We start from the raw sequence: 21932 nt of genomic DNA, 5'->3' as shown, positions 1-21932 counted from the left end.
GCGTTTAATTGAACACAATAAATGCGCTGAATGAGACTAGATTTAATCATAAGAAATATTTGGGTGTTACACCCTTTTTCAACCCGCGAATTGGGTTTTTGGCTAACAGGCCGTATTGAGCCGCGGAGCGGCACTTCATTTGCTTCCAGGGTGGAAACAGGGATATTCAGGAGAAAACGTGACAAAAATCCGCCAGTTATGTCTAGTCAGCGTATTGCTGACAAGCGGGATTGCCAGCGCGGCGAATGTCCGTTTGCAGGTTGAGGGGTTATCCGGGGCGCTGGAAAAAAACGTGCGCGCGCAGCTGTCGACGATCCAGAGCGATGAAGTCACGCCGGATCGGCGTTTTCGCGCGCGCGTAGATGACGCGATCCGTGAAGGGCTAAAAGCGCTGGGGTATTACGAACCCACCATTGATTTCGATTTACGTCCACCTCCGGCCAAAGGGCGGCAGGTGCTGATTGCCCGCGTCTCGCCGGGGGAGCCGGTATTGATTGGCGGCACCAACGTGGTGCTGCGCGGCGGCGCGCGCACCGACCGGGATTATCTGGATCTGCTCAGCGAGCGCCCGAAGGTGGGCACCGTGCTGAACCACGGTGATTACGACCACTTCAAAAAATCGCTCACCAGCGTGTCGCTGCGCAAGGGCTATTTCGACAGCCAGTTCAACAAAAGCCAGCTTGGCGTTGCATTAGGCCGACGTCAGGCGTTCTGGGATATCGATTTCGACAGCGGCGAGCGCTATCGCTTTGGCGATGTCACCTTTGAAGGCTCGCAAATCCGCGAAGAGTATCTGCAGAACCTGGTGCCGTTCAAAAAAGGCGATTACTACCAGTCGAGCGATCTGGGCGAGCTGAACCGCCGCCTGTCGGCGACCGGCTGGTTTAACTCGGTTGTTGTCGCGCCGGAGTTCGATCACGCGCGCAAAACCAAGGTGTTGCCGCTGCACGGCGTTGTTTCGCCGCGCACCGAGAACACGATTGAGACCGGGGTTGGCTATTCGACGGACGTAGGCCCGCGCGTGAAGGCGACGTGGAAAAAACCGTGGATGAACTCCTATGGCCACAGCCTGACCACCAGCGCCAGCATCTCCGCGCCGGAACAGCAGCTCGACTTCAGCTACAAAATGCCGCTGCTGAAAAACCCGCTGGAACAGTATTACCTGCTGCAGGGGGGCTTTAAGCGCACCGACCTGAACGACACCGAGCAGGATTCCACCACGCTCGCCGTGTCGCGATTCTGGGACCTCTCCAGCGGCTGGCAGCGCGCCATCAACCTGCGCTGGAGCCTTGACCACTTTACCCAGGCAAACGTCACCAACACCACCATGCTGCTTTATCCGGGCGTGATGATTAGCCGTACCCGCTCGCGCGGAGGGCTGATGCCCGTCTGGGGCGACTCGCAGCGGTACTCCATCGACTATTCCAACTCCGCCTGGGGCTCAGACGTGGATTTCTCCGTCGTTCAGGCGCAAAACGTCTGGATCCGGACGCTGTATGACAAACACCGCTTCGTGATGCGCGGCAACCTCGGCTGGATTGAAACCGGCGATTTCGAACGCGTTCCGCCGGACCTGCGTTTCTTCGCCGGCGGCGACCGCAGCATTCGCGGGTATAAGTACAAATCCATCTCGCCGGAAAATAGCAAAGGCCAGCTGACCGGTGCGTCCAAGCTGGCGACCGGCTCGCTGGAGTATCAGTACAACGTCAGCGGAAAATGGTGGGGCGCAATGTTTGTCGACGGCGGCGAGGCGGTGAATGATATCCGCCGCAGCGATTTCAAAACCGGCGCGGGCGTCGGCGTGCGCTGGCAGTCGCCCGTCGGGCCGATCAAGCTCGACTTCGCCGTCCCGGTGGGCGACAAAGACGAACACGGATTACAGTTTTACATCGGTCTGGGGCCTGAATTATGAGTTTATGGAAGAAGATAAGCCTCGGCGTGTTGATATTCATCGTGCTGCTGCTCGGCACGGTGGCGTTTCTGGTCGGCACGACGACCGGTCTGCATTTGCTGTTTAACGCGGCTAACCGCTGGGTACCGGGTCTGGAAATTGGTCAGGTGACGGGCGGCTGGCGCGATCTGCGCCTCAAAAACATTCGTTATGAACAGCCCGGCGTGGCGGTGAACGCAGGGGAGTTCCACCTGGCGGTGAAGCTCGGCTGCCTCAAAGACAGCAAGCTCTGCGTTAACGATCTCTCGCTAAAAGATGTCAACGTGGCGATAGATTCGAAAAAAATGCCCAAGTCGGCGCCTGTCGAAGAAGAGGATAGCGGCCCGCTGAACCTCTCAACGCCGTACCCGATTGCGCTCTATCGGGTGGCGCTGGATAACGTCAATATCAAGATCGACGACACCACCGTATCGGTAATGGATTTCACCTCCGGCCTGCGCTGGCAGGAGAAAAACCTCACCCTGACGCCAACCTCCCTGCAGGGGCTGCTGATTGCCTTGCCAAAAGTGGCCGACGTGGCGCAGGAAGAGATCGTCGAGCCGAAGATCCAGAACCCGCAGCCGGAAGAGAAGCCGCTGGGCGAAACGCTGAAAGACCTCTTCTCGAAGCCCGTCCTGCCCGAGATGACCGACGTTCATCTGCCGCTGAACCTCAACATTGAAGAGTTTAAAGGTGAGCAGCTTCGACTGACCGGCGATACCGATCTGACGGTCTTCAACATGCTGCTTAAAGTGAGCAGCATTGACGGCAACATGAAGCTCGACGCGCTGGATATCGACACCAATCAGGGCTCGGTTAACGCGTCGGGGAATGCCCTGCTGCGGGATAACTGGCCGGTGGACATTACGCTCAACAGCGCGCTCAACATCGATCCGCTGAAAGGCGAAAAGGTGAAGGTGAAGGTTGGCGGCGCGCTGCGCGATAAGCTCGAGTTTGGCGTGAATCTCTCCGGCCCGGTGGATATGGTCCTGCGGGGGCAAACCCAGCTGGCGGAAGCCGGTTTACCGATCAATCTGGAGATTGTCAGCCAGCAGCTTTACTGGCCGTTCACCGGCGAAAAACAGTTCCAGGCCGATGACCTGAAGCTGAAGCTGAGCGGCAAGATGACCGATTACACCCTGTCGTTCCGCACGGCGGTGAAGGGGCAGGGCGTGCCGCCCGCGAACATCACGCTGGACGCGAAGGGGAATGAACAGCAGGTTAACCTTGATAAGCTGACCGTCGCGGCACTGGAAGGGAAAACCGAGCTGACCGCGCTGCTCGACTGGCAGCAGGCGATCAGCTGGCGCGGCGAGCTGAAGTTGACGGGCATCAACACCGCCAAAGAGGTGCCGGACTGGCCGTCGAAGCTGGACGGCCTGATCAAAACGCGCGGCAGCCTGTACGGCGGCACGTGGCAGATGGACGTGCCGGAAATCAAGCTCACCGGTAACGTGAAGCAGAATAAGGTCAACGTTGAAGGTTCCGTTAAGGGCAACAGCTACCTGCAGTGGGTGATCCCGGGTCTGCACGTGGCGCTGGGCCGCAACACGGCGGACATCAAAGGCGAGCTGGGGGTGAAGGATCTCGATCTGGACGCCACCATCGACGCGCCGAATCTGGACAACGCCCTGCCTGGACTTGGCGGTACGGCGAAAGGGCTGGTGAAGGTGCGCGGTACCGTGGAGGCGCCGCAGCTGCTGGCGGACATTACCGCCAATAACCTGCGCTGGCAGGAGCTGAGCGTGGCCCGCGTTCGCGTAGAAGGGGATGTGAAATCCACCGATCAGATTGGCGGTAACCTGAACCTGCGCGTGGAGCGCATTTCTCAGCCGGACGTGAACATTAATCTGGTCACCCTGGACGCCAAAGGGAACGAGAAGCAGCACGATCTCCAGCTGCGCGTGCAGGGCGAACCGGTCTCCGGCCAGCTGCACCTGACAGGCAGCTTCGACCGCAAGGAAGAACGCTGGAAAGGGACGCTGGATAATACGCGTTTCAATACACCGGTCGGGCCGCTGGCTCTGTCGCGCTCCATCGCGCTGGACTACCGCAACGCCGAGCAGAAGATCAGCATTGGGCCACACTGCTGGACCAACCCGAACGCCGAGCTGTGCGTACCGCAAACCATTGATGCGGGCGCGGAAGGGCGCGCGCAGATCAATCTCAACCGCTTCGATCTGGCGATGCTGAAACCGTTTATGCCGGATACCACCCAGGCCAGCGGCGTGTTCAGTGGAAAAGCGGACGTGGCGTGGGACACCACCAAAGAGGGGCTGCCTCAGGGGAGCGTCACGCTTTCCGGGCGTAACGTGAAGGTGACGCAGACGGTCAATGATGCGCCGCTGCCGGTCGCTTTCGACACCCTGAACCTGAGCGCCGACCTGCACAATAACCGTGCGCAGCTGGAGTGGCTTATCCGCCTGACCAACAACGGCCAGTTTGACGGGCAGGTGCAGATTACCGATCCGCAGGGTCGACGCAATCTGGGCGGCAACGTCAATGTCCGTAACTTCAACCTCGCGATGGTAAACCCAATTTTTTCTCGCGGGGAAAAAGCCGCCGGGATGCTCAATGCAAACCTGCGCCTGGCCGGCAGTGCGCAAAGCCCGCAGCTGTTTGGCCAGATGCAGCTAAACGGCGTGGATATCGACGGTAACTTTATGCCGTTTGATATGCAGCCGAGCCAGATTGCAATGAACTTCAACGGCATGAGCTCGACGCTCAGCGGATCGGTGCTGACCCAGCAGGGGCAGATCAACCTGAGCGGTGACGCCGACTGGAGCCAGCTTGATAACTGGCGTGCCCGTATCGCGGCGAAGGGCAGCCGGGTGCGTATTACCGTTCCGCCGATGGTGCGCCTGGACGTCTCGCCTGATGTGGTCTTCGTCGCGACGCCAAGCCTCTTCACCCTGGATGGACGCGTCGACGTTCCCTGGGCGCGTATCGTGGTTCACGACGTGCCGGAAAGCGCGGTTGGCGTCTCCAGTGATGAAGTTATGCTCAGTGATAATCTGAAACCTGTCGAGGAGAAGAGCGCGGGCATACCGATCAATAGTAATCTTATCGTGCACGTGGGGAATAACGTGCGGTTGGATGCGTTTGGGCTGAAGGCGAGGCTGACGGGCGATCTGAAAGTGGCCCAGGATAAACAAGGGCTTGGCCTGAACGGGCAGATCAATATTCCTGAGGGGCGTTTCCACGCCTATGGTCAGGATCTGATTGTGCGTAAGGGTGAGCTGCTGTTCTCTGGCCCGCCGGATCAGCCTTTGTTGAACATCGAAGCGATTCGTAACCCGGATGCGACCGAAGACGACGTGATTGCCGGCGTGCGCGTGACCGGCTCTGCCGACGAGCCGAAGGCGGAAATCTTCTCCGACCCGGCGATGTCGCAGCAGGAGGCACTTTCTTACCTGCTGCGTGGACAAGGCCTGGAGAGCGGTCAAAGCGACAGTGCGGCGATGACGTCAATGTTAGTCGGCCTGGGGGTTGCACAAAGTGGTCAGGTTGTGGGTAAAATCGGCGAGACGTTCGGCGTAAGCAATCTGGCGCTGGACACCCAGGGCGTGGGTGACTCCTCGCAGGTGGTGGTCAGCGGCTACGTACTGCCGGGTCTGCAGGTAAAATATGGCGTGGGGATCTTTGACTCACTGGCAACACTCACGTTACGCTATCGCCTGATGCCCAAGCTATATCTGGAAGCAGTGTCTGGCATAGATCAGGCACTTGATCTGCTCTATCAGTTTGAGTTTTAGCAATGCGAATATTTGTTTACGGCAGTTTACGAACCAAGCAGGGCAACAGTCACTGGATGACCAATGCCTTGCTGCTGGGGAATTACAATATCGATAACTACCAGTTGTACAGTCTGGGCCACTATCCAGGCGCGGTTCCGGGGGAAGGAACGGTACAGGGTGAGGTTTATCGTATTGATAATGCTACGCTTGCCGAACTTGATGCCTTGCGCACCAGGGGCGGTGAATACGCACGCCAGTTGATCCAGACGCCGTACGGAAGTGCGTGGATGTACGTGTACCAGCGTCCGGTCGATGGGTTAACGCGGATTGAAAGCGGTAACTGGTTAGACAGAGACCAGTACTGATAAAAACAACGCCACCGAAAGGTGGCGTTGTTTTTTTGCGCCTCTTGCAGGCTGGCGCTGCGCGAAACTCTCCAGCCACAAAAAAGCCCCGACTCGCGGGGCTTTTTTGGATCGGCAGTCAGAATTACTTCTTAGCCGCGCGCTCGAAGGACGCGATGATTTCTGCTTTCGCAGCTTCAGCGTTGTCCCAGCCGTCAACCTTAACCCACTTGCCTTTTTCGAGGTCTTTGTAGTGCTCGAAGAAGTGAGTGATCTGCGCTTTCAGCAGCTCTGGCAGGTCGTTCACATCTTTGATGTGATCGTACTCTTTGCTCAGCTTGGTGTGCGGTACCGCAACCAGCTTCGCATCTTCACCGGATTCGTCGGTCATTTTCAGCACGCCAACCGGACGGCAGCGAATGACGGAGCCTGGCTCCAGCGGGTATGGCGTTGGGACCAGCACGTCAACCGGGTCACCGTCCAGAGACAGGGTGTGGTTGATGTAGCCGTAGTTGCACGGATAGAACATCGCGGTAGACATGAAACGGTCTACGAACAGGGCGCCGCTCTCTTTGTCCACTTCGTATTTGATAGGATCTGCGTTAGCCGGGATTTCGATAACAACGTAGATGTCTTCTGGCAGTTCTTTACCCGCAGGGACGTTGAGTAAGCTCATGTCTGTGTCCTTTAAAATGGATGGTAAACAAGTGGCAGGTATTATAGCCAACTGGCGCTGAATGTCTCCGCCTGTTTTTGCCCTCTCGCCTCGTTTGTCTCACTTTTCAGACCGTTTCCATGGCAGGAAAATCCATAAACTCAGCTGCATTTTAAATGCTGAAATGAAAGCGATTACAAACTTGTGATTAACGTTTCATTCACTTTTCTGAAGTGTGATGTAACGCAATTCGTTACATATATCATTGGCTATAGTCATTTCGCAGAACACCTTTTAACCAACGATAAACACCCCTACGAGGACGTTCATATGTGGAAGCGCTTACTTCTTGTCACAGCAGTTTCGGCAGCCATGTCGTCTATGGCGATGGCCGCACCCTTAACCGTAGGATTCTCGCAGGTCGGATCTGAATCCGGCTGGCGCGCGGCGGAAACCAACGTTGCGAAAAGCGAGGCCGAGAAACGCGGTATCACGCTGAAAATTGCTGATGGTCAGCAAAAACAAGAGAACCAAATCAAGGCGGTACGCTCCTTTATTGCCCAGGGCGTGGACGCCATCTTCATTGCGCCGGTCGTGGCAACGGGCTGGGAACCGGTACTGAAGGAAGCGAAAGACGCAGAAATTCCGGTCTTCCTGCTCGATCGTTCCATCGATGTGAAAGACAAATCTCTCTATATGACCACCGTCACCGCCAACAACGTGCTCGAAGGCCAGCTGATTGGCGACTGGCTGATAAAACAGGTCGACGGCAAGCCGTGTAACGTCGTTGAGCTTCAGGGCACCGTCGGCGCGAGCGTGGCGATTGACCGTAAGAAAGGCTTCGCTGAGGCTATCGGCAAAGCGCCAAACATCAAGATTATCCGCTCGCAGTCCGGCGATTTTACGCGCAGCAAGGGCAAAGAGGTCATGGAAAGCTTTATCAAGGCTGAAAACAACGGCAAGAACATCTGCATGGTTTACGCCCACAACGACGACATGGCGATCGGGGCCATCCAGGCCATTAAGGAAGCGGGCCTGAAGCCGGGCAAAGATATCCTCACCGGCTCTATCGACGGCGTGCCTGACATCTACAAAGCGATGATCGACGGCGAAGCCAACGCCAGCGTCGAGCTGACGCCGAACATGGCGGGCCCGGCATTTGACGCGCTGGAGAAATTCAAGAAAGACGGCACGATGCCAGAGAAAGTGACGGTCACCAAGTCCACGCTCTACCTGCCGGATACGGCGAAAGAAGAGTTAGAGAAGAAGAAAAATATGGGCTACTAAGTTCCTCGCCCCTCACCCTTGCCCTCTCCCCAGAGGGGAGAGGGCAAAGGGCAGGTTGGGCAGAAAATTAAAGATTGGCACGATCTCTCCCCTCTCCCCTCCGGGGAGAGGGTCAGGGTGAGGGGGAACCATGACTACAGCACAACACCAGGAAATCCTCCGCACAGAGGGCTTGAGTAAATTCTTCCCCGGCGTGAAGGCGCTGGATAACGTTGATTTCAGCCTGCGGCGCGGCGAGATTATGGCGCTGCTGGGCGAGAACGGTGCGGGTAAATCGACGCTGATCAAAGCCCTGACCGGCGTGTATCACGCGGATCGCGGCACCATCTGGCTGGAAGGCAACGCCATTTCGCCAAAAAATACCGCCCACGCCCAGCAGCTGGGGATCGGGACGGTGTACCAGGAAGTGAACCTGCTGCCGAACATGTCGGTGGCGGACAACCTGTTTATTGGCCGTGAGCCACGCCGTTTTGGCCTGCTGCGCCGCAAAGAGATGGAGGCGCGGGCGACAAAGCTGATGGAATCGTACGGCTTCTCCCTCGACGTCCGCGAGCCGCTGAACCGCTTTTCCGTGGCGATGCAGCAGATCGTCGCCATTTGCCGCGCCATCGATCTCTCGGCCAAAGTGCTGATCCTCGACGAACCCACCGCCAGCCTCGATACCCAGGAAGTGGAAATGCTCTTTACCCTGATGCGCCATCTGCGCGATCGGGGCGTAAGCCTGATCTTCGTCACCCACTTCCTCGATCAGGTGTATGAGGTGAGCGATCGAATCACGGTGCTGCGCAACGGCAGCTTTGTCGGCTGCCGCGAAACCCGCGAGCTGCCGCAGATTGAGCTGGTCAAAATGATGCTGGGCCGCGAGCTGGAAACCAACGCGCTTCAGCGCGCAGGCCGCACGCTGCTGAGCGATAAACCGGTCGCCGCGTTCAGCGATTACGGCAAAAAAGGCGTTATCTCGCCGTTCAGCCTGGCGGTCCGTCCCGGCGAGATCGTCGGGCTGGCGGGCCTGCTGGGCTCGGGTCGCACCGAAACCGCCGAGGTGATCTTCGGGATCAAGCCTGCCGACAGCGGCAGCGCGCTGATCAAGGGCAAACCGCAAACCCTGCGGTCGCCGCATCAGGCCTCCTGTCTGGGCGTCGGCTTCTGCCCGGAAGACCGGAAAACGGACGGCATTATTGCCGCCGCCTCGGTGCGGGAAAATATCATTCTGGCGCTGCAGGCGCAGCGCGGCTGGCTGCGCCCGATACCCCGCAAAGAGCAGAACGCCATTGCCGAGCGCTTTATCCGCCAGCTGGGCATCCGCACGCCGAGCGCGGAACAGCCCATCGAGTTTCTCTCCGGCGGCAACCAGCAGAAGGTGCTGCTGTCGCGCTGGCTGCTGACCAAACCGCAGTTCCTGATCCTCGACGAGCCCACGCGCGGCATTGACGTGGGGGCGCACGCCGAAATTATTCGACTGATCGAGACGCTCTGTGCGGACGGGCTGGCGCTGCTGGTGATCTCGTCCGAGCTGGAAGAGCTGGTGGGCTATGCCGATCGCGTCATCATCATGCGCGATCGCAAACAGGTGGCAGAGATCCCGCTGGATAAGCTGTCCGTTCCGGCAATCATGAATGCCATCGCGGCGTAAGGAGTTAATCGTGATGCCCCGTTCCCTTTCGCAAACCGGCGAGTCAAAGCGCCGCTTCAGCTGGCCGACCGGCACGCCGCAAATCGCTGCGCTGCTGCTGGTGCTGCTGGTGGATAGCCTGGTCTCGCCGCATTTCTTCCAGATCATCATTCAGGATGGCCGCCTGTTCGGCAGCCCGATAGACATTTTAAACCGCGCTGCCCCCGTGGCGCTGCTGGCGATTGGCATGACGCTGGTGATTGCCACCGGCGGGATTGACCTCTCCGTTGGCGCGGTGATGGCCATCGCCGGCGCTACCGCCGCCTCGATGACCGTGGCCGGACATAGTCTGCCTGTCGTGCTGCTGGCCGCGCTGGGGTCAGGCGTACTGGCCGGGCTGTGGAACGGCATTCTGGTGGCGGTTCTCAAAATTCAGCCCTTTGTCGCCACGCTGATACTGATGGTGGCCGGACGCGGCGTGGCGCAGCTCATTACCTCCGGGCAGATCGTCACCTTTAACTCTCCGAGCCTGGCGTGGATCGGCAGCGGTAATTTTCTCTTCTTCCCGACGCCGGTGATCGTTGCGCTGGTGACGCTGCTGGCGTTCTGGCTTGTTACCCGCAAAACGGCGCTCGGCATGTTTATTGAAGCGGTGGGGATTAACATTCGCGCCGCGCGCAACGCCGGGGTGAATACCCGGCTGATGGTGATGCTGACCTACGTGCTGAGCGGCGTCTGCGCTGCGATTGCCGGGGTTATTGTCGCCGCGGATATTCGCGGCGCCGATGCCAACAACGCCGGACTCTGGCTGGAGCTGGATGCCATTCTGGCGGTGGTCATTGGCGGTGCATCGCTGATGGGGGGCCGCTTTAACCTGCTGCTCTCCGTAGTAGGGGCGCTGATTATTCAGGGGATGAACACCGGCATTCTGCTCTCTGGCTTCCAGCCGGAGCTTAACCAGGTGGTGAAAGCGGTGGTCGTGCTCTGCGTGCTGATCGTTCAGTCGCCGCGCTTTGTCAGCATCATTAAGGGGATCCGTGGCCATGATAAAACGTAATTTACCGCTGATGATCACGCTGGGCGTGTTTGTGCTGGGCTACCTGTATTGCCTTACGCAGTTCCCCGGCTTTGCCTCCACGCGCGTGATTTGCAATATCCTGACCGATAACGCGTTTCTGGGCATCATCGCCGTCGGGATGACCTTTGTGATCCTCTCCGGCGGAATCGATCTCTCCGTCGGCTCGGTGATCGCCTTTACCGGCGTATTTCTCGCAAAAGCCATTGGGTTCTGGGGCATCTCGCCGCTGGTGGCATTCCCGCTGGTGCTGGTCATGGGCTGCGCGTTCGGCGCTTTTATGGGGCTACTGATCGACGCGCTGAAAATTCCGGCCTTTATCATCACTCTGGCGGGCATGTTTTTCCTGCGCGGCGTGAGCTATCTGGTGTCGGAGGAGTCGATTCCGATTAACCATCCGATCTACGACACGCTCTCAAGCCTGGCGTGGAAAATTCCCGGCGGCGGTCGCCTGAGCGCGATGGGGCTGCTGATGCTGGGCGTGGTGGTGATTGGGATCTTCCTGGCGCACCGCACCCGGTTTGGCAATCAGGTCTACGCCATTGGCGGTAGCGCCACCTCGGCCAACCTGATGGGCATTTCCACCCGCAGCACCACCATCCGCATCTATATGCTCTCGACCGGGCTGGCAACGCTGGCGGGGATCGTGTTCTCAATTTACACCCAGGCCGGTTACGCGCTGGCGGGCGTGGGGGTGGAGCTGGACGCGATTGCCTCCGTCGTGATTGGCGGCACGCTGCTCAGCGGGGGCGTGGGAACGGTGCTGGGCACGCTGTTCGGCGTGGCGATCCAGGGGCTGATTCAGACCTACATTAACTTCGACGGCACGCTCAGCTCGTGGTGGACAAAGATCGCCATCGGCGTTCTGCTGTTTATCTTTATCGCCCTGCAGCGCGGCCTGACGGTGCTCTGGGAGAACCGCCAAAGCTCGCCTGTTACGCGCGTGAGCACGTCAGCAACAAAGCTATAACACTATGAATTTGCTTAAAGACTAAACATTTTCCGGTAGCAGCCGATACTCTTCTTTTACGCCAAGAAATATCTCGCTACCGGAAATAACATCATGCTTAAAACGCTATCGATTCGTACCGGCTTGCTCTCTTTACTGGCCGTTATGACCCTTCTGCTGCTGATTGTCAGCGGCATCGGCATTTATGCCCTCACGCAGAGTTCCAGTTCGCTCCAGCGCATCAACCACCTTCAGGGTGAGCAGATGGTGCAGCTTAACTCTGGCTATACCCTGATCCTGCGCGCGCGCAATGAGGCGGGCCAGGCCGTCAGGATGATGGAAATCGGTCTGCTGGACGATGCATCCAAATCGGTAAAAAACATCAATCAGGAAGTCGCGTTGGCTCAGAAAACGCTGAAGGGCGTGATCGACGGCGGCGTGGCTGACGAGCAGGGACAAAAGCTGCTGGATAACGTGGCGAAGAGTCTGGCGGCGTACAACCAGCAGGGGATCAACCCGATGCTGAAAGCGCTTAACGACCAGAGCGCCGACGGTTATTACGATCTGCTGGAGAATACGCTGATCCCGGTCGCGAAGCAGTTTGACAACGACATGCAGGCGTTCCAGGCGTGGAGCGAAGCGCGCGGGAAAGCGGAAGTTAGCGCGGTGCAGGCGAGCAAAACGCGGGTGCTGATCCTGATCGTCGTGGCGGCGCTGCTGACGGCGGGGATTATCGTCCTGGCCTGGCTGGTGCTGCGTCACATGCTCCTCAAGCCGCTCTCGGCATCGATTTCCCAGCTTGAGCACGTGGCATCAGGCGATTTAACCCACACGCTGAACGCCCCGGCGAGCCAGGAATTCAACCGCCTGAACGCGGCCATTGAAGAGATGCGCCAGTCGCTGATGGGCTCGGTTTTGCGCGTGCGCGATGCCAGCTCGCAAATTGATGTCGGCAGCCGCGAGCTGACGGCGGGGAACATGCACCTTGCCCAGCGCACGGAATCCAACGCGACGTCGCTGGAGCAGACGGCAGCCAGCATGGAAGAGATTACCGCCACGGTGAAGCTCAATGCCGATAACGCGGAGCAGGCGCACCAGATGGCGAAATCCGTGTCCGATACTGCCGACCACGGCAGCGAGATGGTCTGCTACGTAATTGAAAAAATGCGCGATATCTCAGGCAGCTCGGCGCGTATCGCCGACATCCTGAGCGTGATTGACGGCATTGCGTTCCAGACCAATATTCTGGCGCTTAACGCCTCCGTGGAAGCGGCGCGCGCGGGCGAGCAGGGGCGCGGTTTTGCCGTTGTGGCGGGTGAAGTACGTAACCTGGCCAGCCGCAGCGCCGATGCCGCAAAAGAGATCCGTTCGCTTATTAGCGATTCGCAAACCCACGTGAATGAGGGCAGCGAGCTGGCGCAGCAGGCTGGCGAAACGATGGACGAAATTGCAACGGAAGTGATGCGTATGACCAGGCTGATGCGCGAAATTGCGACCGCGTCTCAGGAGCAGAGCCGCGGTATTGAGCAGGTGAATATTGCGGTGAACCAGATGGATGAAACCGCCCAGCAAAACGCGGCGCTGGTTCAGCAATCTTCCGCCGCGACGCGCTCGCTGGAAGAGCAGTCGCGGGAGCTGATGGAAGCCATGTCATCATTTAAGCTGACGGTTCAGACTGCGGGATAAATATCTCCGGCCCTGGTACAGGCTGTGCCAGGGTTTTATTTTTCCCTGAATTCGCTTCACGCATATTATCGTGAATATTACCGATTAATATTTCCAGAGAACAGGTGAGCGCTAAAGCTTTCTCGGTCGGTTCAAGAAATAAACCTTTACGGAAAAACAGCGGCTCATCAAACAGCTGATTAAACCGCTTTAACGCCAGGCTCACCGCCGGGCGAGACATCTCCAGGCGTACCGACGCCTTCGCCATGCTGCCGCAGCGGACCACTTCAATAAAAACAGGAATAAGATTTAAATCAATGCCGGTATTGGCACGAGAATAATTATTTATCACGACGTGATGCTCCACGAAATAACGGTCAAACTGTTATGGAAATAATGCAGGAGCAGTGATGAATGTTAAAGCGCGTTTTTTATAAACACTTATACGGTAAAATATATAAATGAGTTGGGGAGCCGAAGTGGCTCCCCTGAAAGGTGCGTTACGCGTCCGGATACTCGCGGATCAGACGTTCAACATCTTCAACCATATGGTCATTGCCCACGAAGAACGAACGACGCTGGTGCAGGCTTTCCGGCACGATGTCCAGGATACGCTCTTTACCGTCGCTCGCCTTGCCGCCCGCCTGCTCGGCCAGGAACGCCATTGGGTTGCATTCATACAGCAGACGCAGCTTGCCGTCCGGGTGGCTGGCGGTGCTTGGGTAGAGGTAAATGCCGCCCTTCAGCAGGTTGCGGTGGAAGTCTGCAACCAGAGAGCCGATGTAGCGCGAGGTGTACGGGCGCTGCGTGGCTTTGTCTTCTTCCTGGCAGAATTTGATGTACTTCTTCACGCCGTTCGGGAAGCGGATGTAGTTACCTTCGTTAATGGAGTAAGTGTTGCCCTTCTGCGGGAAGCGCATACGTTCCTGGCTCAGGCAGAAAACGCCCAGCGACGGATCGTAGGTAAAGGCGTGAACGCCGCAGCCGGTCGTGTAGACCAGCATGGTGGATGAGCCATACACCACATAGCCCGCCGCAACCTGCTTGCTGCCCGGCTGGAGGAAATCTTCTTCCGTTACCGGTGTGCCAACCGGCGTGACGCGGCGGTAGATGGAGAAAATGGTGCCAACAGAGACGTTCACGTCGATGTTGGAGGAGCCGTCGAGAGGGTCCATCAGAACAACGTATTTTGCGTGTTCGCACCCTTCGAAAACGACAATTTCATCTTCTTCTTCCGAGGCGATACCCGCAACGATGTCGCGCGCGCGCAGTGCAGCTTTCAGTTTTTCATTTGCGAACAGGTCGAGCTTCTGTTGAACCTCGCCCTGAACGTTCTCGGCACCGCTGGCACCCAGGATATCGACCAGTCCGGCCTTGTTGATATCGCGGTGGATGATCTTAGCGCCCAGCTTTATTGCCGACAGCAAAGCAGTGAGTTCACCGGTAGCATGAGAGAACTCGTGCTGCTTTTCGACAATAAATTCACCTAACGTTTTCATAACACTTTCCCTGCATCTTATGTGAGTAGAGCGATCGTATGTTCACTAAAACGACTAAAGCCCAACAATCTTAACAAACATTCAAATATTAGCGCAGAGGTGAATCGCGCCAGCAGGATACGGAATTTCCTGAAATGCGTTTTACTGCCGCTGACATGTGAGTAAAATGTGCGCCACATTGAAGAAGGATAGTGACGTATGCGCATTCATATATTGGGGATTTGTGGCACTTTCATGGGCGGGCTGGCAATGCTGGCGCGTTCTCTTGGCCATGAGGTGACAGGTTCGGACGCCAATGTGTATCCGCCGATGAGCACGCTTCTGGAGAAGCAGGGTATCTCTCTTATTCAGGGATACGATGCCAGCCAGCTTGATCCACAGCCGGATCTGGTGATTATCGGTAACGCCATGACCCGCGGTAATCCGTGCGTTGAAGCGGTGCTGGAACGTAATATTCCGTTCATGTCTGGCCCGCAGTGGCTGCATGATTTCGTCCTGCGCGACCGCTGGGTTGTTGCCGTAGCCGGCACGCACGGCAAAACCACCACTGCCGGGATGGCAACCTGGATCCTCGAAGCCTGCGGCTACAAGCCGGGCTTTGTGATCGGCGGCGTCCCGGGTAATTTCGACGTTTCTGCACGCCTGGGCGATAGCCCGTTCTTCGTGATCGAAGCCGACGAGTACGACTGCGCGTTCTTCGACAAACGATCCAAGTTCGTCCATTACTGCCCGCGCACGCTGATCCTCAACAATCTTGAGTTCGATCATGCGGATATTTTTGACGACCTGAAAGCCATCCAGAAACAGTTCCACCACCTGGTGCGCATCGTGCCGGGTCAGGGCCGCATCATCCTGCCGGAGAATGACATCAACCTGAAGCAGACGATGGCGATGGGCTGCTGGAGCGAGCAGGAGCTGGTGGGCGAGCAGGGCCACTGGCAGGCGAAAAAACTCAACGCGGATGCCTCCGAGTGGGAAGTGCTGCTCGACGGCGAGAAAGTGGGTGAGGTGAAGTGGGGCCTGGTGGGCGAGCACAACATGCACAACGGCCTGATGGCGATTGCCGCCGCGCGTCACGTGGGCGTGCTGCCTGCGGATGCGGCCAATGCGCTGGGCTCGTTTATCAATGCCCGTCGCCGTCTGGAACTGCGCGGTGAAGCCCACGGTGTGACCGTGTATGACGATTTCGCGCACCACCCAACGGCTATTCTGGCCACGCTTGCCGCCCTGCGCGGTAAAGTGGGCGGCACTGCGCGCATTCTTGCGGTGCTGGAGCCGCGATCTAACACCATGAAAATGGGCATCTGCAAAGACGATCTCGCGCCGTCGTTAGGACGTGCCGACGAGGTCTTCCTGCTGCAGCCGCAGCATATTCCGTGGCAGGTGGCGGAAGTCGCCGACGCCTGCATTCAGCCTGCGCACTGGAGCGCGGACGTGGATGTCTTAGCGGATATGGTGGTGAAAGCCGCACAGCCTGGCGACCACATTCTGGTGATGAGCAACGGCGGGTTCGGTGGCATCCATCAGAAGCTGCTGGACGGTCTGGCGAAGAAAGCGGAAGCGGCCGCAGAGTAGCGGTATAAAAGTCCCCTCTCCCCTTTGGGGAGAGGGTTAGGGTGAGGGGTTACTCTTCGTTCTCAGACAGCTCGCGCAGATACTGGAAAATCAGGCGCGCGGACTTCGGCGGCTTATTCCCTTCTTTCTCTTTCTTCGCGTTGCGGATCAATGAACGCAGCTGCTGGCGGTCGGCATCCGGCCACAGGTTCAGCACTTCAGGTACGGCATCATCGCCTTCTTCAATCAGACGATCGCGGATCTGCTCAAGCTTATGGAAAAACGCAACCTGCTGGTTGTGGCGGTTTTTCAGCTTGTCCAGCGCCTGGCGGATCGGATCTACGTCGCGCTGACGCAGCATTTTCCCGATGAGCTGAAGCTGGCGACGACGGCCTTCTTTCTTGATTTTCTGTGCCAGTTCAATGGCATCGCGCAGATCCTGGTCGAGCGGGATCTTGTCCAGCGCGTTTTTACCCAGTTCTACCATTTCTGCGCCAAGCTGTTTTAACTCTTCGGCGTCACGTTTAATTTCACTTTTACTGACCCAGATGATCTCATCATCTTCGTCTTCGATGTCATCACCGGGAACGTCGTCGAGCCAGTCTTCGGGCTGCTTAGTCATGTCAGGCTCCTTAAAAAAAGAGGCTAATGTTACCAGTTAAGACGCGCACTGAAAAACGGTTCTCTGTTAGACTTCAGTTAACTCTCTCTTACAGTATGGCATTTGCGATGAAAGTAACCTCACAAGTTGAAGCGCAGCGTAAGATTCTGGAAGAAGCCGTCTCCACCGCGCTGATGCTTGCTTCAGAAAAATCAGATGGTGCCGAAGTGGCGGTCAGCAAAACTACCGGCATCAGCGTGAGCACCCGCTATGGCGAAGTGGAAAATGTCGAATTCAACAGCGATGGCGCGCTTGGGATCACGGTATATCACCAGAATCGCAAAGGCAGCGCGTCATCCACCGATCTCAGCCCGGATGCCATTGCCCGTACGGTGCAGGCGGCGCTGGATATCGCCCGTTACACCTCCCCGGACCCTTACGCAGGCGTAGCGGATAAAGATCTGCTGGCCTTCGATGCCCCGGATCTCGATCTTTTCCACCCTGCGGAAGTAACCCCGGACGAAGCGATAGAGATGGCCGCGCGTGCCGAGCAGGCTTCCCTGCAGGCTGATAAGCGCATCACCAATACCGAAGGCGGCAGCTTCAACAGCCACTACGGCATCAAAGTCTTCGGCAACAGCCACGGCATGCTGCAGGGCTACTGCTCAACGCGCCACTCGCTCTCCAGCTGCGTCATCGCCGAAGAGAACGGCGACATGGAGCGTGACTACGCGTACACCATTGGCCGCGCGCTGGGGGATTTGCAGTCTCCTGAGTGGGTCGGTAAAGAGTGTGCCGAGCGCACGCTGTCTCGCCTGTCGCCGCGCAAACTCTCCACCATGAAGGCCCCGGTCATTTTTGCCAACGAAGTGGCGACCGGCCTGTTTGGCCATCTGGTCGGCGCGATCGCGGGCGGCTCGGTGTACCGTAAATCGACCTTCCTGCTCGACTCGCTGGGCAAACAGATCCTGCCGGAATGGCTGACGATTGAAGAGCATCCGCACCTGCTGAAAGGGCTGGCCTCCACGCCGTTCGACAGCGAAGGCGTGCGCACCGAACGTCGCGATATCATCAAAGACGGTATTCTGACCCAGTGGCTGCTGACCAACTACTCTGCGCGCAAGCTGGGGCTGAAAAGCACCGGGCATGCGGGCGGCATTCATAACTGGCGCATTGAAGGGCAGGGCCTGAACTTCGAGCAGATGCTGAAAGAGATGGGCACCGGCCTGGTCGTCACGGAACTGATGGGCCAGGGCGTAAGCGGCATCACCGGCGACTACTCGCGCGGTGCGGCGGGCTTCTGGGTTGAAAACGGCGAAATTCAGTATCCTGTGAGCGAAATCACCATCGCCGGCAACCTGAAGGACATGTGGCGCAACATCGTTACGGTCGGTAACGATATTGAAACACGTAGCAATATACAGTGTGGTTCTGTGTTACTTCCGGAGATGAAAATCGCCGGACAATAGATTTAGCGTTTTGTTAATAATAAAAAAGGAAGTGAGCAATGCGTAAACACCTGTTAGCGATCGTCGCAGCTTCAACGCTGGTTCTTGGCTCGTCTGCGTTTGCCGCCGATCTTGAAGACAACATGGACATCCTCAGTGAAAACCTGAAGGTAGTGCAAAAAACCGACAATGCGGCGGAGATGAAAGACGCATTGACGAAGATGCGTGAAGCGGCGCTGGACGCGCAAAAAGCGACCCCTCCGAAGCTGGAAAGCAAAGCGGCAGACAGCGCCGAGATGAAGGACTATCGCCACGGCTTTGACGTGCTGGTTGGCCAGATCGACGGCGCGCTGAAGCTGGCTAACGAAGGCAAAGTGAAGGAAGCCCAGGCGGCAGCCGACCAGTTCGTGGCTACGCGCAACACCTACCACAAAAAATATCGTTAATTGGGTGCCTGAGCTGTACGTCCTTTCTCCGTGTGCGGGGGCACGCTCTGTACCCCCGCGCATGCTTGCTCCCTACTTACCGGAGCGACAATCCATCCTCGCTGTCACTGCAAAAGAATCGTTTCGAAAACTGATCTCGCACAGTGTTTTCCGCGTCACCAGCGTTAAGATGATTATTGTCAAAGCAATAATCATCAAAACTCCAGTGCCTGGATTTTGGCGTTTCATGGATGCCTCCTTGCTGTAAAGCGGGCGAGGTAGCGAACTCCACGGTTGGACGTGTCGTTTACGGCCCCGCCCTGATTTAAATTCAGGTTGGGGCTTTCCACTTTCCGTCCCATGCATGAGACGGTCAGTCTCAAGCACCCGCAGCCACTCTAGCGAATCCCCATAAGAAAACCTTATCCACGTCACATTTCTACGAGCCTGCTCGGAAACTTTTCGACTCTGATTACCTGTTAACGCCCGTTTAATAGCGTGACATTCATCACGTAAATACAGCGATTTATCCAGATTCACCGTATTTATGTGGCACAGATCACTGCTGCGGCTCGCCTTTCCACTTCGAAGTGGAAAACAACTCGCTACAAACAATTCCCCTGCAACGTTAGTTTTATTCCAGAGCCATTAACGGGGTAAGACCAGTGATTAACGGAGCGGTAATGAACGACGTTGGGGAACAGGCGGAGCAAACAGAGCAGCTCGCGAACACCATGCTGCAGCAGGTTTATGCCCTGCTGGCCAGACACGACATCATCCCTAATGCAGTGCAGGAGCAGATGCTGACCTCCCACGTTCGTGCGATGGCGCACCGGTCCGTGACCGGCGAGCCGCTGCCGGAGGTTGAAGCGGAGCTGTTCGACGAAATTTCACCCGATTCAATGCAACTTGCCCGTGAAGTGGTAGCGCAGTTCGGCAACCTTCCTGATGAAGAAGCCTGGCTGCTCTCCGTTCACTTCGAAGTCGCGAAAGACAACCTTTAAGGAGCAACACATGGAACAGATTACAGTCGTGATTGGCGATCGCTTGGGCAAAGGTCAGAAAGTGGCTGCCGGTGTGGAAAAAGCAGGTGGACGCGCGGTGGTTGTGCCGGGCATGGCCGCGGATATGAAGCTGGGCGACATGATGAAAGCGGAAAACGCCACCTTCGGCATCTCCTTCTGCGGCAGCGGCGGCGCGGGTGCCATCACTGCCCAAACCAAATATGGCTACAAGGCCAAATACGGGATGCGTTCCGTGGAAGAGGGCGTAACCGCCATCAACGAAGGCTGCAACGTGCTGGGCTTTGGCTTTATGGATAAAGAAGAGCTGGGCGAGCGTCTGGTGCAGGCGTGGCAGAAGAAATACGGCGCATAAGCATGAAAGAACAGTTCACAACCACGGTGAGAGTGAAGGGGAAAGGCGACGCCAAAGCGCGCGCCTTTGCCGACGCGCTCAACCACGTTCAGGCCGCGGTGATGAAAGCCTCACCGCATATCTTACTGCGTATTGAGCCACAGGATGTGCAGGTTGTTCAGGCGCAAGAAGCGGTGCGTAAAGAAGCGTTTCTGTTCTTCTTTCTGCGCCGGGAAAGACGCACCTACAGCGTGGAGCTGGATGTGACCGTCAACGTGACCGCCATCAATCTTGACCAGGTGGATTTCGTCACGCAACGCTGATTATTCATAAAAGGGCAGACTGATGTTCTTAATTATATTAATAAAATCGCTCATCATTGGCGGCCTCGTTGGCGTCGGTGTGGGAGCCGGGGCTGCACGCATGTTTCATGCGCCTACCACTCAGGGTATGGGCGCGTTTCGTACGTTGGGGGAGCTGAACTCCTGTGAAGGGGATCCGGCATCCCACTTCTCCTTTGGGTTAGGCTTCTTCTTTAACGCCTGGGCCTCTTCCGTGGCCGCAGGTGCCTTCACACAGGACGTTGACCACCGCATCATCCCGAACTGGGGTGCTGCTGCACTGATGATCAAAAACCGTAATGTCGGCGAAACGCTGCACGACCCGCGCAAAATGGCGATTGCCTGCGGCGTGATCGGCATGATCGTCGTGACCTTCCTGAACCTGACCGCCTCCTCCGTGCCGGCAGCGCTTCAGGTCACCGCCGTGAAGGTGCTGGTGCCTGCGGCAAACCTGCTGGTGAACACCGTGATGCCGGTGATCTTCTGGCTGGCGGCCATCGACGCGGGTAAAAAATCCGGCTTCTGGGCCACCGTGTTCGGCGGCGCAGCGCAGCTGATCATGGGTAACGCCGTACCGGGCCTGGTGCTGGGTATCCTGATCGGTAAAGGCGTAGAAGAGAGCGGCTGGAACCACGTCACCAAAGTGATGATGGCGGCCATTGTTGCCCTGTTCGTGCTGAGCGGCTTCTTCCGCGGCTTCGACATGAAGATGATCGAATCCTTCCATCTGACGGTGCCGAACTGGCTCGACATGATCCACAACTCGCTCAGCGGTAAATAACAGGAGCCTCTAAATGGAACAGAATAAAGGTTTTTGGTATGCCGACTGGTCGTTCCCGATCTTCGTTGGCCTGCTCTCCTCCGGCGTCTTCGCCGGGACGCACATGTACTACCTCTACGGCATCGGCGCGTTTAACGAAGTGGCCTTCGTGGCGATGCTGAAAGCGGGAATGGATACCGGCGTCTACGGCGCGGTCGCGGCGTTCGGCGCGAGCTTCCTGTTCGCCCGAATTATCGAAGGGTCGCTGGTCGGTATTCTTGATATCGGCGGAGCCATCCAGACCGGCGTGGGCCTCGGCGTTCCGGCGCTGCTGCTGGGCGCGGGCATCATGTTCCCGGTGACCAACTTCATTGCCGCGCTGATCACCGGCCTGGTGATTGGTCTGGCGATTGGCTACGTCATCATCCTGGCGCGTAAGTTCACCATCAACCAGAGCAACTCCACCTACGGTGCAGACGTGATGATGGGCGCGGGTAACGCCTCCGGCCGCTTCCTCGGGCCGTTGATTATCCTCAGCGCCATGACCGCCTCCATCCCGATCGGCGTCGGTTCCCTGCTGGGCGCGCTGCTGTTCTACATCTGGCAGAAGCCGATTACCGGCGGTGCGATCCTCGGTGCAATGCTGTTGGGCTGGCTGTTCCCGGTCGCCCTTTAATACCCGCGGGCGCTCAGG

The 21932-nt window shown here is 57.5% G+C and carries 21 protein-coding genes; 16 read left to right on the top strand and 5 right to left on the bottom strand.

Going from position 1 to position 21932, the window contains the following annotated elements; all coding sequences use genetic code 11:
• Positions 1 to 178: 178 nt before the first annotated feature.
• Genes tamA through E0L20_RS12160 form a run of 3 tightly spaced genes read left to right on the top strand, consistent with a single transcriptional unit; the run spans position 179 to position 6032 of the window.
• Positions 179 to 1912, top strand: a complete 1734-nt coding sequence (gene tamA / locus E0L20_RS12170; protein WP_131634160.1) for an autotransporter assembly complex protein TamA — start codon at positions 179 to 181, stop codon at positions 1910 to 1912.
• Entirely contained in the window at positions 1909 to 5685 is a 3777-nt protein-coding gene (gene tamB / locus E0L20_RS12165; RefSeq protein ID WP_131634159.1) for an autotransporter assembly complex protein TamB, read from the top strand. Before tamA ends, tamB begins: the two co-directional genes overlap by 4 nt.
• Before the next feature lie 2 nt (positions 5686 to 5687).
• Positions 5688 to 6032, top strand: a complete 345-nt coding sequence (locus E0L20_RS12160) for a gamma-glutamylcyclotransferase family protein (RefSeq protein WP_131634158.1) — start codon at positions 5688 to 5690, stop codon at positions 6030 to 6032.
• 124 nt (positions 6033 to 6156) lie between these two features.
• Here E0L20_RS12160 and ppa read toward each other — a convergent pair whose 3' ends face one another.
• Complete coding sequence (gene ppa, locus E0L20_RS12155; RefSeq protein ID WP_010427397.1) at positions 6157 to 6687, bottom strand: inorganic diphosphatase; 531 nt, start codon at positions 6685 to 6687, stop codon at positions 6157 to 6159.
• Between the two features lie 309 nt (positions 6688 to 6996).
• On the opposite strand from ppa, the gene ytfQ reads away from it, so the two are divergent.
• The 5 genes from ytfQ (at position 6997) to E0L20_RS12130 (ending at position 13275) form a co-directional block, all read left to right on the top strand.
• Entirely contained in the window at positions 6997 to 7953 is a 957-nt protein-coding gene (ytfQ, locus tag E0L20_RS12150) for a galactofuranose ABC transporter substrate-binding protein YtfQ (protein WP_131634157.1), read from the top strand.
• A gap of 130 nt (positions 7954 to 8083) precedes the next feature.
• Positions 8084 to 9586, top strand: a complete 1503-nt coding sequence (gene ytfR, locus E0L20_RS12145) for a galactofuranose ABC transporter, ATP-binding protein YtfR (protein ID WP_131634156.1) — start codon at positions 8084 to 8086, stop codon at positions 9584 to 9586.
• 10 nt (positions 9587 to 9596) lie between these two features.
• Entirely contained in the window at positions 9597 to 10622 is a 1026-nt protein-coding gene (ytfT, locus tag E0L20_RS12140; RefSeq protein ID WP_165500711.1) for a galactofuranose ABC transporter, ATP-binding protein YtfT, read from the top strand.
• Entirely contained in the window at positions 10609 to 11610 is a 1002-nt protein-coding gene (gene yjfF / locus E0L20_RS12135) for a galactofuranose ABC transporter, permease protein YjfF (protein WP_131634155.1), read from the top strand. The genes ytfT and yjfF overlap by 14 nt, the downstream gene beginning before the upstream one ends.
• A 93-nt stretch (positions 11611 to 11703) precedes the next feature.
• Positions 11704 to 13275, top strand: coding sequence for a methyl-accepting chemotaxis protein (locus E0L20_RS12130; RefSeq protein ID WP_131634154.1), 1572 nt, complete (start codon positions 11704 to 11706; stop codon positions 13273 to 13275).
• Here the strand turns inward: E0L20_RS12130 and E0L20_RS12125 are convergent.
• Entirely contained in the window at positions 13247 to 13603 is a 357-nt protein-coding gene (locus E0L20_RS12125) for a helix-turn-helix domain-containing protein (RefSeq protein ID WP_131634235.1), read from the bottom strand. The genes E0L20_RS12130 and E0L20_RS12125 overlap by 29 nt on opposite strands.
• Positions 13604 to 13754: 151 nt before the next feature.
• Positions 13755 to 14753: a class 1 fructose-bisphosphatase gene (gene fbp, locus E0L20_RS12120; protein ID WP_131634153.1), complete on the bottom strand. Its 999-nt coding sequence runs from the start codon at positions 14751 to 14753 to the stop codon at positions 13755 to 13757.
• Positions 14754 to 14951: 198 nt separating this feature from the next.
• Between fbp and mpl the strand changes: the two genes are divergently transcribed.
• Positions 14952 to 16328, top strand: a complete 1377-nt coding sequence (gene mpl, locus E0L20_RS12110) for a UDP-N-acetylmuramate:L-alanyl-gamma-D-glutamyl-meso-diaminopimelate ligase (protein WP_131634151.1) — start codon at positions 14952 to 14954, stop codon at positions 16326 to 16328.
• Positions 16329 to 16377: 49 nt separating this feature from the next.
• Here the strand turns inward: mpl and yjgA are convergent, their stop codons facing one another.
• A complete protein-coding gene (gene yjgA / locus E0L20_RS12105) occupies positions 16378 to 16929 on the bottom strand; it encodes a ribosome biogenesis factor YjgA (protein WP_131634150.1) in 552 nt (183 codons plus the stop codon).
• Positions 16930 to 17024: 95 nt separating this feature from the next.
• Between yjgA and pmbA the strand changes: the two genes are divergently transcribed.
• Together pmbA and cybC are read left to right on the top strand one after the other, a co-directional pair.
• Positions 17025 to 18377, top strand: a complete 1353-nt coding sequence (gene pmbA / locus E0L20_RS12100) for a metalloprotease PmbA (RefSeq protein ID WP_131634149.1) — start codon at positions 17025 to 17027, stop codon at positions 18375 to 18377.
• Between the two features lie 38 nt (positions 18378 to 18415).
• Positions 18416 to 18802 carry a cytochrome b562 gene (cybC, locus tag E0L20_RS12095; RefSeq protein WP_131634148.1) on the top strand — a complete coding sequence of 129 codons (387 nt, stop codon included), beginning with the start codon at positions 18416 to 18418 and terminating at the stop codon, positions 18800 to 18802.
• 72 nt (positions 18803 to 18874) lie between these two features.
• On the opposite strand, the gene E0L20_RS12090 is transcribed toward cybC, so the two are convergent.
• A complete protein-coding gene (locus E0L20_RS12090; RefSeq protein ID WP_242673403.1) occupies positions 18875 to 18997 on the bottom strand; it encodes a Hok/Gef family protein in 123 nt (40 codons plus the stop codon).
• 449 nt (positions 18998 to 19446) lie between these two features.
• On the opposite strand from E0L20_RS12090, the gene E0L20_RS12085 reads away from it, so the two are divergent.
• Genes E0L20_RS12085 through E0L20_RS12065 form a run of 5 tightly spaced genes read left to right on the top strand, consistent with a single transcriptional unit; the run spans position 19447 to position 21914 of the window.
• Positions 19447 to 19785, top strand: coding sequence for a glycine dehydrogenase (locus E0L20_RS12085; protein WP_108417867.1), 339 nt, complete (start codon positions 19447 to 19449; stop codon positions 19783 to 19785).
• 10 nt (positions 19786 to 19795) lie between these two features.
• On the top strand, positions 19796 to 20158 hold the full coding sequence (locus E0L20_RS12080) for an SFCGS family glycine-rich protein (RefSeq protein WP_010427372.1): 363 nt from the start codon (positions 19796 to 19798) through the stop codon (positions 20156 to 20158).
• Between the two features lie 2 nt (positions 20159 to 20160).
• Complete coding sequence (locus E0L20_RS12075) at positions 20161 to 20460, top strand: DUF4312 family protein (protein WP_006810338.1); 300 nt, start codon at positions 20161 to 20163, stop codon at positions 20458 to 20460.
• A gap of 22 nt (positions 20461 to 20482) precedes the next feature.
• Positions 20483 to 21259, top strand: coding sequence for a DUF4311 domain-containing protein (locus E0L20_RS12070; RefSeq protein ID WP_131634146.1), 777 nt, complete (start codon positions 20483 to 20485; stop codon positions 21257 to 21259).
• Between the two features lie 13 nt (positions 21260 to 21272).
• Entirely contained in the window at positions 21273 to 21914 is a 642-nt protein-coding gene (locus E0L20_RS12065; RefSeq protein ID WP_006179056.1) for a DUF4310 family protein, read from the top strand.
• Positions 21915 to 21932: the final 18 nt, after the last annotated feature.

It is taken from the genome of Enterobacter wuhouensis, assembly GCF_004331265.1.
Classification (GTDB): domain Bacteria; phylum Pseudomonadota; class Gammaproteobacteria; order Enterobacterales; family Enterobacteriaceae; genus Enterobacter; species Enterobacter wuhouensis.
The sequence above is the reverse complement of the archived record's forward strand: the minus strand, read 5'-3'. Positions and strand labels throughout refer to the sequence as shown.

What these genes read in the sequence shown, in the direction of transcription:
- tamB (WP_131634159.1), top strand. Translation starts at nt 1,909, where the DNA reads ATGAGTTTATGGAAGAAGATAAGCCTCGGCGTGTTGATATTCATCGTG.
- ppa (WP_010427397.1), bottom strand. Translation starts at nt 6,687, where the DNA reads ATGAGCTTACTCAACGTCCCTGCGGGTAAAGAACTGCCAGAAGACATC.
- E0L20_RS12070 (WP_131634146.1), top strand. Translation starts at nt 20,483, where the DNA reads ATGTTCTTAATTATATTAATAAAATCGCTCATCATTGGCGGCCTCGTT.
- yjgA (WP_131634150.1), bottom strand. Translation starts at nt 16,929, where the DNA reads ATGACTAAGCAGCCCGAAGACTGGCTCGACGACGTTCCCGGTGATGAC.
- E0L20_RS12160 (WP_131634158.1), top strand. Translation starts at nt 5,688, where the DNA reads ATGCGAATATTTGTTTACGGCAGTTTACGAACCAAGCAGGGCAACAGT.
- ytfR (WP_131634156.1), top strand. Translation starts at nt 8,084, where the DNA reads ATGACTACAGCACAACACCAGGAAATCCTCCGCACAGAGGGCTTGAGT.
- pmbA (WP_131634149.1), top strand. Translation starts at nt 17,025, where the DNA reads ATGGCATTTGCGATGAAAGTAACCTCACAAGTTGAAGCGCAGCGTAAG.
- ytfQ (WP_131634157.1), top strand. Translation starts at nt 6,997, where the DNA reads ATGTGGAAGCGCTTACTTCTTGTCACAGCAGTTTCGGCAGCCATGTCG.
- yjfF (WP_131634155.1), top strand. Translation starts at nt 10,609, where the DNA reads ATGATAAAACGTAATTTACCGCTGATGATCACGCTGGGCGTGTTTGTG.
- E0L20_RS12065 (WP_006179056.1), top strand. Translation starts at nt 21,273, where the DNA reads ATGGAACAGAATAAAGGTTTTTGGTATGCCGACTGGTCGTTCCCGATC.
- cybC (WP_131634148.1), top strand. Translation starts at nt 18,416, where the DNA reads ATGCGTAAACACCTGTTAGCGATCGTCGCAGCTTCAACGCTGGTTCTT.
- E0L20_RS12090 (WP_242673403.1), bottom strand. Translation starts at nt 18,997, where the DNA reads ATGATTATTGCTTTGACAATAATCATCTTAACGCTGGTGACGCGGAAA.
- E0L20_RS12075 (WP_006810338.1), top strand. Translation starts at nt 20,161, where the DNA reads ATGAAAGAACAGTTCACAACCACGGTGAGAGTGAAGGGGAAAGGCGAC.
- fbp (WP_131634153.1), bottom strand. Translation starts at nt 14,753, where the DNA reads ATGAAAACGTTAGGTGAATTTATTGTCGAAAAGCAGCACGAGTTCTCT.
- E0L20_RS12130 (WP_131634154.1), top strand. Translation starts at nt 11,704, where the DNA reads ATGCTTAAAACGCTATCGATTCGTACCGGCTTGCTCTCTTTACTGGCC.
- E0L20_RS12080 (WP_010427372.1), top strand. Translation starts at nt 19,796, where the DNA reads ATGGAACAGATTACAGTCGTGATTGGCGATCGCTTGGGCAAAGGTCAG.
- mpl (WP_131634151.1), top strand. Translation starts at nt 14,952, where the DNA reads ATGCGCATTCATATATTGGGGATTTGTGGCACTTTCATGGGCGGGCTG.